Genomic DNA, 16637 nt, shown 5'->3' with positions numbered 1-16637 from the left:
CAATTAATGCAAGAGACTCGCAATATCATTTATATGTACCGCGACGACTGGTGGCGGGGGCGGCAAGAAGCGGGACTCGACCGTCGAAATGCGCTAGTGCAACGGTGTCAGATGCAACGAGCTTGGAAAGGGGATGTCCATGCGTATTGCCATTCTGCTTCCGGTGGCTGCTTCGGCGGCCTTGGCGGCCTGCGGTTCGTCCGGCGACACTGGTGCCGATGCGGAAGCCACGCCCTTTGAATTTCCACCCAGCCTGTCGCCCTTTGGCGATGGCTTTCCAGTGGCAGGCGATCCCTGCCGCCAGATCGGGGAGAGTGAAGCGGTCGTCGATCTTCTTGACGATAGTGCGATGCTGGTCGGCTGCCCGACCGTGGAGCAGGCCGAGGCGTTGGGCGGATCGCTTGTCGCGACGATCGACGGGGTCAGCCTCGTTTCCGTTCCGATGGGTGATGCGAACGCCGGGATGGGCGAAACGGGCGATACTCTTGTGGCCGGAACCGATTACAATGCAACGGCGATCCTGTCCTGCGCCTTTGACGGGGCGACCAGTTTTTCGGATTGCAACGCCGGAGTGAAGCGCAACTGGGGCGATGACGGCACCTCGCTGGTCGAAGTCTCCAAGCCTGATGGCACGACGCGCGCTATATTTTTCAACGGCACAGAAGCAACCGGCGCCGACAGCGCGCAGGCCGACGGTTCCGCCGGTTGGGACTTCAAGGTCGATCGACAGGGCGACGAAAGCACGGTCACTTTCGGACCCGAGAAATATATCATTCCCGACGCGCTGGTCATCGGCGGATGAGGGTCATCTGCGGTCTGTTCGGCTTGCTCTATCTGGGCGCATTGGGTTTGCTTGCGATCGGCACGTTCGGCCTTTTCGGTCAGGAGCAGGACCCGCTTTCGGGCGTGTTCCTGATCCCGCTGGGCATGCCGTGGATATGGCTGGCGGACAAGATCGGCCTGGGCGGCGCGCTGGTCGCGATACTGGCGCCGCTGATCAATCTGCTGATCCTGTTCGCCCTATGCCGGATGCTGACCCGACGCCGAGCGGCAAAGCGCGACACGGCGGCGCTCTAACCGCCGCCGGCGTGCTTGGGGCCAAGCGGCTTTCCGCCCTGCGCCTCGACGATTTTCTCGCCGTCCGAATGGGGCTTGCCGACCTTGCCGTCCCATTCGATGTGGTAAAGATCGAAACGCCGGTCGGCGAGGTTTTTCACTGTGCCTTCGGCGCGCGCCCATGACAGGTCGGCAAGATTGACGTCGCTGATCGTCAGCGTTTCGACATTTTCGCTTGCCTCTGCCGCGATACCGTCGCGGGCGAAGGGGAAGTCGCACGGCGTCAATATGCAGGACTGGGCGTATTGGATGTCCATATTGCCGACATTGGGCAGGTTCCCGACATTCCCTGCCATCACGACATAGCACTGGTTCTCGATCGCGCGGGCCTGCGCGCAGTAACGCACGCGCAGATAGCCTTGCCTGCTGTCGGTGCAGAACGGCACGAAGATGATCCGCGCGCCTTCGTCGACCAGTCGGCGGGCGAGTTCGGGAAATTCGCTGTCATAGCAGATGAGCACACCGATCGGGCCGCAGTCGGTCTGTATCGCGTCGATGCTGTCGCCGCCCTTGATGTTCCACCAGTAATCCTCGTTCGGGGTCGGGTGGATCTTTTCCTGCTCGTGGATCGATCCGTCGCGCAGGCAGACATAGGCGACATTGTGGATGTCCCCGTCCTCCATACGGGTCGGGTGCGAACCGCCGATGATATTGATGTTATATTCCAGCGCCATCTTTGACAACGCCTTGCGGATCTTGGGTGTGTACCAACTTAGCGCCTCGATCGCTTCCTGCGGGCTCAGCTCCTTTTCCGCGAAGGAAAGAAGGGGCAGGGTGAACAGCTCGGGAAAAAGGATGAAATCCGCTTCGTAATCCGCTGCGACATCGACGAAATATTCGATCCCGCGCATGAACTCATCATAGTCCTTCACCTGACGCGCCTGCAGCTGGCACGTGGCGATGCGGACTTGCTCGACCCCGCGCGGCAAGCGGAATTTCTTGGGCTGGTCGCGGTCGACGAAGGGGTTTCGCCACACCATGCGCACGGCATAGGCCTTGGACTTCTTATCCTCGGGCAAATAATCCTTCATCACGCCGTCGGGTTCAAATCCGTTGGCCATCTGGAAACGCAGAACGGGGTCGTGCAGCTTCCCTTCGATGACCTTTTCCAGATAGTCCTCGGCCCCGTCGACGCGCCGCCAGAAGCGGCTGAGATTGGGCATGCGTCCGGCAAAGACGATGCCGGTCAGTTCTAGCTCCTCTGCCAGCGCGCGCCGTTCTTCGTACAGGCGCCGTCCGATGCGCGTTCCGCGAACCTTGGGGTCGACGCACATCTCGTAACCGTAAAGCCAGTCGCCGGTAGGGTCGTGGCGCGATCCGAAACCATTGCCGGTGATTTCGTCCCAGTCATGCGGAGAGAATGCCAGCCCTTGCGAAACCCGCATCGACGCGCAATAGCCAACGACCTTTCCGTCCAACTTGGCGACGAAACAGCCTTCCGCGAAATTGTTCATCTGCCCGCGAATCTCGCCATAGGTATAGGCGGGCATATCCTCGTAAACGCGTCGGATCAGGGCGGCGATGCCCGATACGTCAGAGGATCGGGCCTGGCGGACTTCCAGGCGGGCGCGGGTGTTGGCCATGGGTACTTCCGGTGTTTTGGGCGGTCTGAATGCGAAAGCACCGGCCCCACCCGTTGGCGGAGCCGGTGCCCTTCTAACGCACGAAAAGAGAAATCAGGCCCAGTTGGCCATTTCCTTTTCGAGATTCTGAACGATCGCTTCGAAGAACTGCTCGGTCGTCATCCAGCTCTGCGAAGAACCGATGAGCAGGGCGAGATCCTTGGTCATCGAACCGCTTTCAACGGTTTCGATGCAGACACGCTCAAGCGTTTCGGCGAACTTCACCACGTCGGGCGTATCGTCGAACTTGCCGCGGTACATCAGGCCGCGGGTCCATGCGAAGATCGACGCGATCGGGTTGGTGCTGGTTGCCTTGCCCTGCTGGTGCTGGCGATAGTGGCGGGTGACGGTGCCGTGGGCGGCTTCGGCTTCGACGGTCTTGCCATCGGGCGCCATCAGGACCGAGGTCATCAGGCCGAGCGAGCCGTAACCCTGCGCGACGGTGTCTGACTGCACGTCGCCGTCATAGTTCTTGCAGGCCCAGACGAACTTGCCGCTCCACTTCAGCGCCGATGCGACCATGTCGTCGATCAGGCGGTGTTCGTAGGTGATGCCCTTTTCGGCGAACTTTTCCTTGAAGCCTTCGGTGTCGAACACTTCCTGAAACAGATCCTTGAAGCGCCCGTCATAGGCCTTCATGATCGTGTTCTTGGTCGACAGATAGACCGGCCAGCCAAGCCCCAGACCATAGTTGAACGAAGCGCGCGCGAAGTCGCGGATCGAATCGTCGAGGTTGTACATCGCCATGGCGACACCGGGGGCGGGGAAATCGAACACTTCGAGGTCGAGGTCGTTCTGCCCGTCTTCCGAATCGAAGACGAGGCGCAGCTTGCCCTTGCCGGGGATCAGCGTGTCGGTGGCGCGATACTGGTCGCCGAATGCGTGACGGCCGACGACGATCGGGTCGGTCCAGCCAGGGACCAGGCGCGGCACGTTCGAGATCACGATGGGTTCGCGGAAAACCACGCCGCCAAGGATGTTGCGGATGGTGCCGTTGGGCGAACGCCACATCTTTTTAAGGTCGAATTCCTCGACGCGCTGTTCGTCGGGCGTGATGGTCGCGCATTTCACGCCGACGCCATATTGCTTGATCGCATTGGCCGCATCGACGGTGATCTGGTCGTCGGTCTCGTCACGCTTGGTGACCGACAGATCGTAATATTTCAGATCGACGTCGAGATAGGGAAGAATAAGGCGTTCACGGATCCATTCCCAGATGATCCGCGTCATTTCGTCGCCGTCGATTTCGACGACGGGGTTCTTTACCTTGATCTTCTCCATGGGGCTTTCATCTCTCTTCGTGAGTTAGGGAGGAGCACGATGTTTTTGGCATCGCGCACGAATGAGTCGAGCGGGTCTTAGCAAAGCGCGCCGCTGGCGCAAGGGCGCTTGCCAGCGGATATGGAAGCGGGATCCGGGCAGACAGTGGTATTGCGACGCGCTTGCACCTACATCGGCGCGGCAAATAGCGACAAGGCAGGACCCATGAAATCAGTTCAGGCGCGGATCGAGGAAACCGGCGGGCCGGAGATTATCCGCTTTGCCACAGTCGAAACCGGCGAGCCCGGTCCGGGCCAAGTCCTGCTGCGGCACGAGGCGGTTGGCGTGAATTTCATCGACACCTATCACCGCTCCGGCCTCTATCCCGTGCCCTTGCCAAGCGGTCTGGGGCAAGAAGCCGCGGGAGTGGTGGAGCGGGTCGGCGAAGGCGTCGTCAATGTGCAGAGCGGCGACCGCGTCGCGACGTTCAAGTCGGGGCTGGGCGCCTATTCCTCGGCGCGGATCGTCGATGCGGAATGGTTGGTGCCGTTGCCCGATGCGGTCGGGTTCGATCAGGCGGCAGCATTGATGCTGAAAGGATGCACGGCCGAAGCGTTGATCGAACGCTGTGCCAAGGTAAAGGCGGGCGATGTCGTGCTGGTCCACGCAGGTGCGGGCGCGACAGGGCAGATCATGATCCGCTGGCTTGCGCATATCGGCGCGCGGGTAGTGGCAACCGCCAGCACTGCCGAAAAGCAGGCCATTGCCCGTTCGGCGGGCGCGCAATTCGTGTGCGGCTATGCCGAAGACGAAGTCATCGAAACGGTGCACGCCGCCAGTAAGGGACGCGGCGCAGATGTCGTCCTCGACGGGGTAGGCGCGGACAGCTGGCCGATATCGCTGCGTGCGGCGCGGTGCAGGGGGCTGATCGTCAGCTTTGGCAATGCCAGCGGCCCCGTCACCGGCGTCAATCTGGCAGCGCTTGCCACCCATGGCTCTCTGGTGGTGACCCGTCCGACGATGATGCATTTCTATGCCGAAAAAAGCGAGTTTCGCGCCGGTACGCAGCGCTTGATGCAGATGATCGCTGGCGGGGTAATCAATGCCGAAATTGGCCAGCGGTTTCCGCTGGAGCAGGCGGCAGACGTCCACCGCCTGCTGGAAGCGCGCAAGACAGTCGGGGCCACGATCCTTATCCCCTGATCGCGGCCCCCCGCGTGACGATCAGGCCATGCGGCGCAGCGGCTCTGCGGTTTGTCGGGCCGTGCAAACGGTTTCGCCAAGGATGCCGCATCGGATGCCATGTCGCTCTCTCGTCCGGTCGAGCGCCTTGCGGCATTGGGCGATATAGCGCGCGCCATTCAACCGGACATCGTCCATCGCGGCGGCGCGGCGTTCGGGCGCGTGGATCATATCTAGGTCGAGACCGCAGCGTTCCGCCACTTGGGGCGGCAGCACGCGTTGCATCAAGATCGTGTTGTGGAACGTCATCGCGAACATTGCCGCCATATAGGTCTTCTGGCCCAGCGCTCGCAGTTGTGGTCCGTCGACTTCGTATAGAGGAAGCCCGTCGAGCCGACCTGACAGCCACAAATGCGGTAGCAGATAGCCGGCCATGCTCGACAGGAAATGGACCATCGAACGCGGCCCGATCGACAATATGCAGCCGGCATCCGAAACATAGGGTTCATAGGGTTTCCGGCCACGCAGCAGATGGCCGGTGCAATTGACGAATATGGCACCCTTTTCGACCGGAAAGGTGCGGCCCGACCACATTTCCGCCATCGGACCTTCGGGGCCGTTCAGCACATCTTTCAGATAGCCCGGAACGATAGCGGTCAGACCGGAGGCGATCCGGTCACGCTCTTCACGGGAAAGGAGACCGAAAAAGAAGCCGTCTTCTTTACCGTCGAGGCCCAATGCGTGCTGCCGACGGAAATGTTCGAAGAGATCATCTTCATTCGTACCGTCGTATCGCAGGGCCAGATCGCGGAACAGCGACGCAAACAGCCGGCCTTCGCCATGGGGCGCGGGCATAAGCTGGTCGCGTTCGGCAAAAACGCTGCCCTTGCCGTTGATCAGCGTAACCCTGCGCCCGGAATTGCGGCGCAGCAGCTCATCCGCCGTATCCATGGCCGTCTTGCCGCCGCCCACCAAATAGACGGGCGCTTCGGAATAGAAATGCCCCAGCGGGCCCAGCCATTCGGGCGTGGTGGACACGACCTGGCTGCTATGCAGCGGCAAATGGGGCAGGGCGTTGATGTCGAAGCCCGCCGCCTTGATCACGCGCCGTGCCCTGACGATCCGCCTCTCGGCCTTTCCGGTGCGTCCATAGGTCAGCTCAACCCGTATGCCCTTTTCGGTCGGCACTTCGGCACAGAAAGAAACCTCGTGCCCCCACAAGACGATGCATTCCGTCTTGCGGCGCAGTTTTTCCAGGCAATCGCCCATGTGCTTGCGAACCTCGGCGGCAGTGGCGCGGTGGGTGACGGGGCGATCCCAGTCCCACGGGATATCGCCCACCGTGAACGAAGGATGCGGCTGGTGCAGCCGGCCATAGCTGTAGACATCGTTCCACATCCCGCCTGCAGCGGGCCGCTTGTCGATCAGCAGGATGCGATCGCCGCGTTCGAGATATTGCGATGCGCTGAACAGCGCATTGAGCCCGGCGATTCCGGCACCGATGATGCACAGCGCGACTTCGTCGGGAACCTGTTGCGACGCATTTTGACGCAGCGGCGCGAACTGGCTGGGTTTCATCTTTATACTCCCAAGAATTGCTGCCCCGCTTCAACAGCAACCGTGTGGGAGAAGGCGTGGAAGCCGCCGTGGTAAGCTGGCATCCCTCGCGTGGTAAGTTACGTATACCCTGACCAGACGTGTGAAAACGGGCTAGTCGCAGGCCAATACAGTCAGCGATTGCGTATTGCTGATCGCATTATTCTGGCGTCCGCGCACGTTGAACGCGCTTTCATAGCGGATCGTGGTGCTGGGAAAAAAGCCGGTGGTGACGAGCGGCTGGTAGGCATAGGTCACCTCTGCAAACATCAGCGCGGTGCCCTGCATGGCGGTGATGCGATGCCCGTCGGCGCCCAAACCGGTTGCCAGCGCGGCATCATAGCGTCCGTCACCCTGCTCGCCATAGGCAGGCTCGACGTCCATATCGCCCCAGCATCGCTGCCAGCGGATCATTTGCCCCGCATTGGATCCGGACTGCCCGTTCGCTTCCAGTGACGACAGCACCACGCGGCCATTCGCCTCGAAGTCGATCGATTCGCCGATCACCTGTGCGCCCGAGAACACTTCGTAAATATCGGCCTCGTCCACGCCCGACATGACGCGGCCCGCATTGTCGGCCACCGTCATGGCCAGATTGCTGACCCGCAAATGGGCCAGCGCCAGATTGGTCGCTTCGATTCCGCCGATGCTGAGCGTCAGGAAAACCGGCAGACCCAGCGCGAATTCGGCCATCGCCATGCCGCCATTCTCGCGCCAAAAGCGCTGCAGAAGTGACGTATCGACCATCAATCGTCTCCGCAAATGACAGCCGGTGTCGCCTGAAGCGCATAGGGCTGGTTGCGAACCGCCGTCTTGACGGTGAAGTTGGTAGTGTTCGAAACGGCGATGAAATTATAAATCGGCAACAATCGCGGCATCGCGATACTGGCTTGGTAAAAGGCGACATCGCTCGCGCCGCCGATCCCTTCGCCGCCGGCATCGGTGTCATAACTGCCGTTGCCGTTCATATCCTCGAAGCAATCGCCGTCGGATGCGTCATATTCGCCGTTGCCGTTCTTGTCGGTCATCAGCTTTTCGGGATTGCCGATGTCGCTGAAGTCCGAATAGCTCGATTGCGATGTGATCACGACTTCGTCCACGGCCACCAGTCCGACAGTACTGGTGATGTAATTCGCCACCTGTTCCTCGACCGTGTCGCCTTCGGAATCGAGCACCGGATCCTCGACCGCGGCAAGGCGGGCGGCATTGTTGAGCGCGCCCTGCGCCAGCGATTTGACATAGGCGACGTAGCCGAACTCCAGCGCGCCCAACAGGATGATCAGCAATGGCGTCAGCACCAGCGCGAATTCGACGGCAGCCGCGCCGCGTTCGTCGCGTCGCCAGAATTTCAAGCGTTGGAGGGCACTCATCGCGTCAGCCTCAGATTACCGATGCCCTGGCCGATATCCTCGAAGATTTCTTCAAGGTCGGAACCGTCGCTGGTGTAGAAATGGCCCGGGCTGGTCGCACAATCGGCGACATCCTCGGTTTCGGTCACGTCGAGCGCAACGACCCAGATCGTCATGCCCATCGATTTTGCCACCGAACAGGCCGCCCAAAAGCGGTTGATATGCTGCGTGTTCTGCGACCCCGTGCCCTTGGTGCGGTCCTGATAAGTCTCGACACCATGGGCGGAATAAAGCGTGCTGCCGGTGTCCAGTTCGCCATCGGTCATGAACACGATATGCTTGTTGACCGGCACGCCATCGATTTCGGTCGGATTATCAGCCGAAAAGAAACCCGTCGAAGACAGGAAACGCGCGCCCCAGAGGATGCCGATATCGTGATAGGTGCCGCCCGTTACATTGGCAGTCGCGCTGTTCACGGCATTCTTGAACGCTGTTTCGCTGGCATAGGTCTTCAGCCTGATCGATTCGCCCGGACAGCCATCCTGGCTTTCGCCTTCCTGCACGGCCGGATCGTAGCGGCCGAATTGCAAGGCATTGTCAGCGGATGCGGCAGAGCGGTTGTCGATATCCGCGCGGCTGACCGTGTCGTCGATCTCGATGGGCGAAAATGCGTTTCCGACCGACGGGCGTTCTTCGATACAGCCGCTACCGCTGGTGCGGAACGCGTCCTTGTTCTGGGTCAGGCTCCAGCTCGATTTGCCCCAGCTGGAGTTTTTCACCAGCACCGTTTTGGTGCCATAGACCCATTTGCAGTTTTTGCCCTGGCTGTTGCAGGACTGATAGCGGCTGACATATTGCTGGCTGTCGAGAATGTCGTTCGCCGCAAGTGACCGCCCGACATTCACCGTATGCGAATAGGAAACGATGCCGAAGCGCGTGACCGATCCGTTTTCGGAATCGTCGAGCGCACGGAAGATGCCTGCCGCACCGGTCCGCAGACGGCTGATCTTGGACGCGCCGCCGATCGACGGGGCATAGGCCATCGAGCCGGTGGTATCGAGCACCAGCAGCACATCGTTATGCCCCAGATCGCGCTTTGCATTGCAATTGACGGCCACGTCCATGGTCTCAAAACCGAACATATGCATGACGATGGTCGGGATGATGGCGCTTGCTTCGCCCAGCAGTTCGGCGTGATCGTCCGCGTTCTGCTCGATGTCGAAATCAAGGCCGGTGGCGTGATTGGTGCCCGCCGGGAAGTTGAAGTCGAAGAATTTGTCGGCCTCGACCTCCACCGCGCTTGTCCATGCATTGCCTTCCATCGACTGCCGTCCTGCCAGGACGGCGGCATCGCAGGCATTCTGCAGCTTGGCGCGCGCGGAATAATAATTGGCGATATCGACCGCGCCGCCGATCATCAGCAGCAACGGGATCAGCGCCCCCGCATAGAACATGAACACATTGCCCGATTCGTCATCGAACCAAGATGTGATGATTCGCCTAAGCGTTTTCATCTCCGCAATCCTGAAACACCCCTGGATGCGGTCTGTCTGTCACGAAAACAGTTAACATCTGTGTAAACAGCGGGGTATATTTTCACCGCCGTGTAATTAAACAACAAATTTGTATTTCTAACAGTCTCTCTGCGGGCTTCCGACAGCTTTGTTAGAAAGATTAACAACAATTGTTGTCATTTGGCGGCGGACCAGCAGCGGCAATCCGTGCGGGGCGCTGCAAGGCAGTTTCTATCGTGTATCGAAAAACGGAGCCGCGATGGTGGGCGTAGGAAGGATTGAACTTCCGACCCCTGCGATGTCAACACAGTGCTCTACCACTGAGCTATACGCCCACTCTATCGCCAGGCTCCGCTGGGCTGCCGGCCGTTCGTTCCGGCGGGCAGGCGCGATCCCCTAGCGGTGGTTTTCGCGCTGTTCAAGCCCAAACATGGGCAGGGATCAAATTTCCTGCGATCACCGCTCGGCAGTGGCGATATTCTCGTCGAACAGACGTTCCACTTCCAGCACCAGATCGCGCAGGTGGAACGGCTTGGATAGCACGCGGGCCTGCGGTGCCTCGCGGCTGGCTTTCATGGTGACGGCGGCAAAGCCCGTAATGAACATCACCTTGGTGGCAGGCGAAACCTTGGCGCAGCGTTGCGCCAGTTCGATACCATCCATTTCGGGCATCACGATATCCGACAATAGCAGATCGAAATGTTCGTTGGTCAGCAACGGCAACGCATGGGTGCCGCGGTCGACGGCCACAACGTCATACCCCGCATTCTCGAGCGCGCGGGCGAGGTAGGTCCGCATCGATTCCTCGTCTTCGGCCAGTAGGATACGAATCATGGATGTCACTTGGGCCCCTCTTATCCTGCCGTCACCGTGGCCTGCCATGGGCGGGCCGATATCATCATGCCACCCCGCCGGGGCAGGCCTGTCCTGAACCGATGCGGACTATATCCAATGTTGTCGCACTGCGGAAAAATTCGCGCATGTTGTACACCTTTGGAACAGGCGGCCATTGACCTGCGACGTCACAGGCCGCAGCCTTGCGGGCATGAGCGATGCCGCGCCGCAGCACAACCGGGACGATCCAGCCAACCGCCCTGCGGCCAGCAGCCGCTGCGAAGCGCTGGAATCGGGCGGATCGGTTCCGGGTCTTTCGCGGCCCGCCTTTACGTTGCAGCGGTTCGGGACAAGGGCGGTCAAATCTCCGCTTCCGGTGGTGATCGCCGTGCCGCACGCTGGGCGCGCCTATCCCCCTGACACATTTTCGGCGCTGCGCCATGGCGAAGCGGCCGCCCACCGGCTGGAGGACCGCTTCATCGATATGGTCGGCCGGTCGGCAGCCGCGGCGTGCGGAGCCAGCCTGCTGGTCGCGCATATGCCCCGTGCGTTGATCGACCTGAACCGGGATGTCGGCGATATAGATAGCGGCATGTTCGCGGGGCCTCCGCCTGCGCGGCAGGGCGATGTTCCGGGCATGCCCCGCCAGCAGCCGCGCGCGGGACGGGGGCTGGGCCTGTTTCCCCGCCGCTTGCCGGGTATGGGCGAATTATGGCGCGATCCCCTCACTGCGGAAGAGGCAGAGCGGCGCATTGCCTGCGTGCACCGGCCCTATCACGCGGCGCTGCAGGCGGAACTTGTGCGTCTGCGTGACACGCACGGGCACGCGATCCTGATCGACCTGCATTCCATGCCCAGCCTGCCGGGTCAGGGCGACGAAGGAGGTGCATCGCATGTCGTGGGCGACCGGTTCGGCGCGAGCTGCGCCAGCGCGCTTTCGGCAGCGGCGATGGATTTGCTGATCGGCGCCTATGCAAGGCCCGCCTATAACCGCCCCTACGCAGGTGGCTATGTACTCGACCGCCACGGGCGTCCGCGCCGCAATATTCATGCCTTGCAGTTGGAAGTCGATCGCGCGCTGTACCTGACAGGCGCGGGCGCACCCTCTGCCGATGGGATTGCTGCGCAGGCGCGAATCGTTACCGATCTGGCGCATCTGCTCTCTGCCGTGCTTGCCGGCAAAGACGCGGGCGGCAGTTGGGGACTGGCCGACGCCGCCGAATAGAGCCCCATGAAAAAACCACCCCGTGCACATGGCACGAGGTGGTCAAGGTTCAGGGAGGTGGTGCAATCGCTCGCACCAGTCCGAGGGGCCATGAGGGAAGCCCGCGCCGGACATTCGTAATATATGCGATTGGGCCTGCTGTTGCAAGAAGGCATCAATCAATAAAAATTAGTACGTCGGGCGATTCTGCCGCATTTCAGGACAAAAATGCGGCAGGACGCCTTGGAACGTCGATCAGGCGTTGGCCGGCTGTGCCGCGACCGGACCCTTGCCCTGACGGATCTGGCGCGCGAAGATTTCACGCGTCAGGTCGAGCGAGAACAGATGCGCGAAAATCAGCGCGATCAGGCCGTTTTGATTCCAGCTGCGAAGCACATCGCCGCGCACTTCGCGCAGCTTGGCCTGATCGACCATCTGGAAACCGCGATACACGAACGGTTGCTCGCTGTCGTCACGGCGGATCGAAACCTCGCCGTCCATCAGCAGGTCGTGTTTCTTCAGTTCTTCCATGAAGTTCTGGGTCTTCATGCCGGCCTGTTCGAACTGTTCGTTGAACTTCAGAATGTTCTGCGTGGCGGTGCTGGGCTGACCGTCTGTGAACAGCGGTTCGCCTTCGTCGAATTCGCCGACAAGACCGCTGTCGGGATCGAGGCACAGCGAAAGCTGGTCGTTATTCGCGTCAAGCTTTGCCAGCAGGAACGGATAGCGGCGGACATAGGCCGGCACATAGACCTGATCGATCATCGTGCCTTCGTCGTCGAAGAACGTGTTCACGCCTTCGTTCAGGCCCATCAGCGCGATCGGCACGGGGCTTTCGCCCGCCGTGAATACGATCGGGAAATGGCGCTGCGCCTGGGGAAATTCCTCAACCGTCAGCGGAATGGCGTGGTTCTTGCCCAGCCATGGCGCCTTGTCGGTGCTTTTCGCGCGCCAGTTGGCATGCGTGTTCGAATTCAGCGGAACGAGGTTCTTGTAGAACAGCGGCAGATTGGCGTTTTGCGGCGCGCTCGCCATGGGAAATCTCCGGTAAAGTCATGAAATGGGTTGGGCCGGATGCGCGGGGAGCGCAGGCTCTGGGGCGTGGCTTTAGGCGCTGTTCGGCGCGGGTGCAAGGCAGGCGAGGGCGGCGGCGGGGGTTTCGGGGGAAACTGCCCGCCGCGCGCGATGGTCAGACCAGCTTGCCGGGATTGAGCAATCCGCCGGGATCGAGCGCCTGCTTGACGGCACGCATCACCTCCAGCGCCGCCGGATCGCGGGTTTCGCGCAGGGTTTCGAACTTGTCCTGCCCGATCCCGTGCTCGGCACTGATCGATCCGCCGATATCGGTGACCATGCGATAGACATGCCTGCTGACATCCTTGCCCTGGCCCTGCTCCCAATCTTCTGCGTCGACACCTTGGGGGGCAACGGTATGAAGATGGATATTGCCGTCCCCCAGATGGCCGAAACCGACCACCTGAACGCCGGGGAAGAGCGCGGGTATGTCGCGTCCGGCCTGTTCCATCAATTCGGGCATCAGCGCAACGGGGACCGATATGTCGTGCTGCTTGGCCGGGCCGCGTTGCCGTTCGGCGGGGGCGACATTCTCACGCAGTTCCCAGAACGCTTCGGCCTGTTTCTCGTTCGCGGCGATGACGGCATCGGCGATTAGTCCGCGCTCCAGCGCATCGGCCATCGCGTTCTCGACCGCTTCGCCCAGCGCGTCGGCGCGATCCGGTCCTGCGTCGAATTCCATCAGCACGTTCCAGCCATGCCGGTCGGCCAGCGGCGGATGGGCATCGGGCATATAGTCAAGCACATGGTCGAGGCATTCTCGCGGGATCACCTCGAACCCCTCAAGCTCTTCGGCCAGAGCCTGCTGGCAATGAAGCAGCAGGCTGCGCGCCTGATGGATGGTTTCGACCCCTGCCCATACCACGCGGCGCTCCGCGATGGCGGGGATCAGGCGCAGCACCGCACGGGTTACGATACCCAGCGTTCCTTCCGAACCGATCCACAATTGCTTGAGGTCGAAGCCGCGATTGTCCTTTTTCAGCGCCGATGTCAGATCGAGGATCGAACCGTCGGCCAGCACCACCTCAAGCCCTTCGACCAGTGCCCGCATGGTGCCATGGCGCAAGACCTGCGTACCGCCCGCATTGGTCGAGATCAGCCCGCCGACCGTGGCCGACCCCTTGCCGCCCAGCGAGAGGGGGAAGCGCAGCCCTTGGCTCTCGGCCGCTTCGTGCAGGGTTTGCAGCACGACGCCCGCACCGCATTCGGCGATCGAGGCGCCCTGATCGATGCGCAGCGATTGCATCCGTCGCAGCGACAACAGGATCGCCTGCCCGCTGCCGTCGGGGGTCGCGCCGCCGACCATGCCGCTATTGCCGCCCTGCGGAACCAGCGGGACATTTTCCCGCGCACATAGCTTGACCAGCGCCGATAATTGCTCTGCCGTTTCGGGCTGGGCAAGGGCGCGCGCCTTGCCGCGGTACCGGCCCCGCCAGTCGGTCAGCCACGGTTCGATCGCATCGGCATCGGTAACGATACCGCGCGGACCGAGCAGGCTGGCGGCTTCGTCCAGAAAGGGATCGGTGATCGCCATTTCGCTTGCGGGTTCGGGAACAACGGGGTGGTGGGCGGAAGGCTCGGGCATCACATTTGTCTCGCTCATCCGCTGCTTTTGCCAAATCGCTGCAGCGCCCGCAATCTTGCTGCGGTTCAGCGAACGTTAAATGCCGATGGGCAATGTCGCTTCAGGGACATGCCGTGCCGCCGTTTTCGCGGGGATTGGGCGCGGCCGGAAATGATAGGGATTCTTGACTGCCTATGGCGAGCGGGCTTGCCTTTCTTGCAGCGATCTTGCTCGGCAATAATGCCGTGCCCGCCGGGATGCCCGATACCCGTCCCGCCGACGAACCCATGGCAGAAGCCGCTATTTTCGCCGAAGCGTTTGACCCCGTTCAACATCAGGTACGGATCGAGCGCCGCGTCATCGTGCGCATCACCCCTTTCAGCGCGCGCCGCGCCTCCAGCGAGATGTCGATACCCGCGCCCCAGTCGGCACCGCGCAATTTTACCGCCGCGACCGAGGTGAAGGGCGGCTGCATTCCGCTGTCCGAAGTGGCGGGCGTGCAACTGGGCGAGGGACGGCGGCTGTTGCTGTTCATGCGCGACCGGCGCGTGATTACCGCCAGCTTCGAACGGTCTTGTCCCGTACAGGGCTTTTATTCGGGGTTCTACGTCGAACGCCCCGCCGACGGCATGCTTTGCGCCGGACGAGAGAGATTGCACGCACGATCGGGCGCGGATTGCACTCTGGGCAGCTTTGCCGAGTTGCAGGAAAGCCAGAACGACGACGATTAGGGCATTCGCTGACCTCCGACTCGCGCTTTCCCTTGACTTTTCACCCGCTGCGCGCATAGGCGGCTGGCCGGTACGCCGGTGGTCGTTCCGACGGCGCGTTTTCGCGCATCCGGTGTCGCCCGTTTTGGCGAAAGTGGCTTTGCCCTTATCCGCCGCCCGTCCGTTTTGACACGTCCAACAGGATCACTGAATGAAGTTTGCCGATCTCGGCCTCTCCGACGAATTGCTGCAATCGGTCGCCGCGGCCGGTTATGACGAGCCGACCGCGATTCAGGCGCAGGCGATTCCTTCGGTACTGATGATGCGCGATCTGATCGGGATCGCCCAGACCGGCACGGGCAAGACGGCCAGCTTCGTTCTGCCGATGATCGACATTCTGGCGCATGGACGCCGCCGCGCGCGCATGCCGCGATCGCTGATTCTGGAACCGACGCGCGAACTGGCGGCGCAGGTGGCCGAGAATTTTGAGAAATACGGTTCGAACCACGATCTGAAGATGGCACTGCTGATCGGCGGCGTGCAGATGGGCGATCAGGTCAAGGCGCTGGACGAAGGCGTCGACGTGCTGATCGCCACGCCGGGCCGCCTGATGGATCTGTTCGAGCGTGGCAAGATATTGCTGACGGGTTGCGATCTTCTCGTCATCGACGAGGCGGACCGCATGCTCGACATGGGGTTCATCCCCGATATCGAGAATATCTGTACCAAGCTGCCGCCCAACCGGCAGACGCTGTTGTTTTCGGCAACGATGCCGCCGCCGATCAAGAAGCTGGCGGACAAGTTCCTCTCGAACCCCAAGTCGATCGAGGTCAGCCGCGCGGCCAGCACGAACAAGGATATCGAGCAGTTCAAGGTCCGCACCTCTGCCCGCGCCAAGCGCGAGGTGCTGCGGAAGCTGCTGCGCGAGGATAACGTCAATACCGCGATCATCTTCGCCAATCGCAAGACCACTGTGCGCGAGCTGAACAAGAGCCTGCAGCGCCACGGTTTCGCGACAGGCGAGATTCACGGCGACATGGACCAGTCTGCCCGCCTGGCCGAGCTTGCCCTGTTCAAGGAGGGCAAGATCAACATCCTGTGCGCCAGCGACGTTGCCGCGCGCGGACTGGACGTTAAGGGCGTGAGCCATGTCTTCAACTTCGATACGCCGTGGCACCCGGACGATTACGTGCACCGCATCGGACGCACCGGCCGCGCCGGTGCCAAGGGCCGCGCGTTCACTTTTGTCACGGCAGAAGATGCCGAGGCGGTCGCCAATGTCGAGAAGCTGACCGGCGCGGAAATTCCGGTTTTTGAATTGACCGACAGCGAGCCCGAGCATGAAGAGCGCGAAGAAAAGCGCGAACGCAAGCCGCGCGGCGACAGGTCGCGTGGCGACAAGCCCCGCAGCGGCAAATCCGGACGCGAGACAAAGCCGGGGAGCGAGGACGTCCCGGCGCGTGCGCGGGAATCCAACCGCAAGGAAGCCCCCCGCCGCGAACGCCGCGATCAGCGCGAAGAACCGAGCAAGCCCGGCGAATGGAACGGCCCGATCCCCGATTTCCTTGGCGTATCGGCGGGTTGATTCTGCGGGTTTCGGGGTAAAGGCCCG

General features: G+C 61.6%; 15 protein-coding genes and 1 tRNA gene. 6 read left to right on the top strand and 10 right to left on the bottom strand.

What is annotated here, in order from left to right; translation table 11 throughout:
- Positions 1-139: 139 nt before the first annotated feature.
- Positions 140-802, top strand: a complete 663-nt coding sequence (locus LOZ74_RS11000) for a hypothetical protein (protein ID WP_230291256.1) — start codon at positions 140-142, stop codon at positions 800-802.
- Positions 799-1077: a hypothetical protein gene (locus tag LOZ74_RS10995; protein WP_230291255.1), complete on the top strand. Its 279-nt coding sequence runs from the start codon at positions 799-801 to the stop codon at positions 1075-1077. Before LOZ74_RS11000 ends, LOZ74_RS10995 begins: the two co-directional genes overlap by 4 nt.
- Here LOZ74_RS10995 and LOZ74_RS10990 read toward each other — a convergent pair.
- Together LOZ74_RS10990 and LOZ74_RS10985 are read right to left on the bottom strand one after the other, a co-directional pair.
- Positions 1074-2699, bottom strand: a complete 1626-nt coding sequence (locus tag LOZ74_RS10990; RefSeq protein WP_230291254.1) for a GNAT family N-acetyltransferase — start codon at positions 2697-2699, stop codon at positions 1074-1076. The two genes, LOZ74_RS10995 and LOZ74_RS10990, sit on opposite strands and share 4 nt — an antisense overlap.
- Positions 2700-2792: 93 nt before the next feature.
- On the bottom strand, positions 2793-4019 hold the full coding sequence (locus LOZ74_RS10985; protein ID WP_230291253.1) for an NADP-dependent isocitrate dehydrogenase: 1227 nt from the start codon (positions 4017-4019) through the stop codon (positions 2793-2795).
- A gap of 204 nt (positions 4020-4223) precedes the next feature.
- Between LOZ74_RS10985 and LOZ74_RS10980 the strand changes: the two genes are divergently transcribed.
- Complete coding sequence (locus LOZ74_RS10980; protein WP_230291252.1) at positions 4224-5201, top strand: quinone oxidoreductase; 978 nt, start codon at positions 4224-4226, stop codon at positions 5199-5201.
- Between the two features lie 21 nt (positions 5202-5222).
- Here LOZ74_RS10980 and LOZ74_RS10975 read toward each other — a convergent pair whose 3' ends face one another.
- From LOZ74_RS10975 to cpdR, 6 genes are all read right to left on the bottom strand, one after another.
- The gene (locus LOZ74_RS10975; RefSeq protein ID WP_230291251.1) at positions 5223-6758 is read right to left on the bottom strand and encodes an NAD(P)-binding protein; all 1536 of its coding nucleotides are present in this window, start codon (positions 6756-6758) and stop codon (positions 5223-5225) included.
- 132 nt (positions 6759-6890) lie between these two features.
- Positions 6891-7523 carry a TadE/TadG family type IV pilus assembly protein gene (locus LOZ74_RS10970; protein WP_230291250.1) on the bottom strand — a complete coding sequence of 211 codons (633 nt, stop codon included), beginning with the start codon at positions 7521-7523 and terminating at the stop codon, positions 6891-6893.
- Positions 7523-8146, bottom strand: coding sequence for a TadE/TadG family type IV pilus assembly protein (locus tag LOZ74_RS10965; protein ID WP_230291249.1), 624 nt, complete (start codon positions 8144-8146; stop codon positions 7523-7525). Before LOZ74_RS10965 ends, LOZ74_RS10970 begins: the two co-directional genes overlap by 1 nt.
- The gene (locus LOZ74_RS10960; protein WP_230291248.1) at positions 8143-9639 is read right to left on the bottom strand and encodes a Tad domain-containing protein; all 1497 of its coding nucleotides are present in this window, start codon (positions 9637-9639) and stop codon (positions 8143-8145) included. The genes LOZ74_RS10965 and LOZ74_RS10960 overlap by 4 nt, the downstream gene beginning before the upstream one ends.
- Positions 9640-9899: 260 nt before the next feature.
- A tRNA-Val gene (locus tag LOZ74_RS10955) sits at positions 9900-9974 on the bottom strand.
- A 121-nt stretch (positions 9975-10095) separates the two neighbouring features.
- Complete coding sequence (gene cpdR, locus LOZ74_RS10950; RefSeq protein WP_230293877.1) at positions 10096-10473, bottom strand: cell cycle two-component system response regulator CpdR; 378 nt, start codon at positions 10471-10473, stop codon at positions 10096-10098.
- A gap of 175 nt (positions 10474-10648) precedes the next feature.
- Here cpdR and LOZ74_RS10945 point away from each other — a divergent pair, with 175 nt between their 5' ends.
- Positions 10649-11698, top strand: a complete 1050-nt coding sequence (locus LOZ74_RS10945) for an N-formylglutamate amidohydrolase (RefSeq protein ID WP_230291247.1) — start codon at positions 10649-10651, stop codon at positions 11696-11698.
- A 234-nt stretch (positions 11699-11932) separates the two neighbouring features.
- Here LOZ74_RS10945 and LOZ74_RS10940 read toward each other — a convergent pair whose 3' ends face one another.
- Entirely contained in the window at positions 11933-12712 is a 780-nt protein-coding gene (locus tag LOZ74_RS10940; RefSeq protein WP_230280846.1) for a SapC family protein, read from the bottom strand.
- A gap of 154 nt (positions 12713-12866) precedes the next feature.
- On the bottom strand, positions 12867-14285 hold the full coding sequence (locus LOZ74_RS10935; RefSeq protein ID WP_230293876.1) for an FAD-binding oxidoreductase: 1419 nt from the start codon (positions 14283-14285) through the stop codon (positions 12867-12869).
- A gap of 224 nt (positions 14286-14509) precedes the next feature.
- Between LOZ74_RS10935 and LOZ74_RS10930 the strand changes: the two genes are divergently transcribed.
- Positions 14510-15046 (top strand): hypothetical protein, encoded by a 537-nt coding sequence (locus tag LOZ74_RS10930; RefSeq protein WP_230291246.1) that lies wholly within the window; start codon positions 14510-14512, stop codon positions 15044-15046.
- 190 nt (positions 15047-15236) lie between these two features.
- The gene (locus tag LOZ74_RS10925) at positions 15237-16610 is read left to right on the top strand and encodes a DEAD/DEAH box helicase (protein ID WP_230291245.1); all 1374 of its coding nucleotides are present in this window, start codon (positions 15237-15239) and stop codon (positions 16608-16610) included.
- The last annotated feature ends 27 nt before the right edge of the window (positions 16611-16637 follow it).

Origin of the sequence: Croceicoccus sp. Ery5, from assembly GCF_020985325.1 — a bacterium.
GTDB lineage: Bacteria > Pseudomonadota > Alphaproteobacteria > Sphingomonadales > Sphingomonadaceae > Croceicoccus.
This window is presented reverse-complemented; position numbering and strand designations above follow the sequence as displayed.

Bases quoted from the DNA above. Each gene is read 5' to 3' on its own strand.
- LOZ74_RS11000 (WP_230291256.1), top strand. From the start codon at position 140: ATGCGTATTGCCATTCTGCTTCCGGTGGCTGCTTCGGCGGCCTTGGCG.
- LOZ74_RS10995 (WP_230291255.1), top strand. From the start codon at position 799: ATGAGGGTCATCTGCGGTCTGTTCGGCTTGCTCTATCTGGGCGCATTG.
- LOZ74_RS10990 (WP_230291254.1), bottom strand. From the start codon at position 2,699: ATGGCCAACACCCGCGCCCGCCTGGAAGTCCGCCAGGCCCGATCCTCT.
- LOZ74_RS10985 (WP_230291253.1), bottom strand. From the start codon at position 4,019: ATGGAGAAGATCAAGGTAAAGAACCCCGTCGTCGAAATCGACGGCGAC.
- LOZ74_RS10980 (WP_230291252.1), top strand. From the start codon at position 4,224: ATGAAATCAGTTCAGGCGCGGATCGAGGAAACCGGCGGGCCGGAGATT.
- LOZ74_RS10975 (WP_230291251.1), bottom strand. From the start codon at position 6,758: ATGAAACCCAGCCAGTTCGCGCCGCTGCGTCAAAATGCGTCGCAACAG.
- LOZ74_RS10970 (WP_230291250.1), bottom strand. From the start codon at position 7,523: ATGGTCGATACGTCACTTCTGCAGCGCTTTTGGCGCGAGAATGGCGGC.
- LOZ74_RS10965 (WP_230291249.1), bottom strand. From the start codon at position 8,146: ATGAGTGCCCTCCAACGCTTGAAATTCTGGCGACGCGACGAACGCGGC.
- LOZ74_RS10960 (WP_230291248.1), bottom strand. From the start codon at position 9,639: ATGAAAACGCTTAGGCGAATCATCACATCTTGGTTCGATGACGAATCG.
- cpdR (WP_230293877.1), bottom strand. From the start codon at position 10,473: ATGATTCGTATCCTACTGGCCGAAGACGAGGAATCGATGCGGACCTAC.
- LOZ74_RS10940 (WP_230280846.1), bottom strand. From the start codon at position 12,712: ATGGCGAGCGCGCCGCAAAACGCCAATCTGCCGCTGTTCTACAAGAAC.
- LOZ74_RS10935 (WP_230293876.1), bottom strand. From the start codon at position 14,285: ATGGCGATCACCGATCCCTTTCTGGACGAAGCCGCCAGCCTGCTCGGT.
- LOZ74_RS10930 (WP_230291246.1), top strand. From the start codon at position 14,510: ATGGCGAGCGGGCTTGCCTTTCTTGCAGCGATCTTGCTCGGCAATAAT.
- LOZ74_RS10925 (WP_230291245.1), top strand. From the start codon at position 15,237: ATGAAGTTTGCCGATCTCGGCCTCTCCGACGAATTGCTGCAATCGGTC.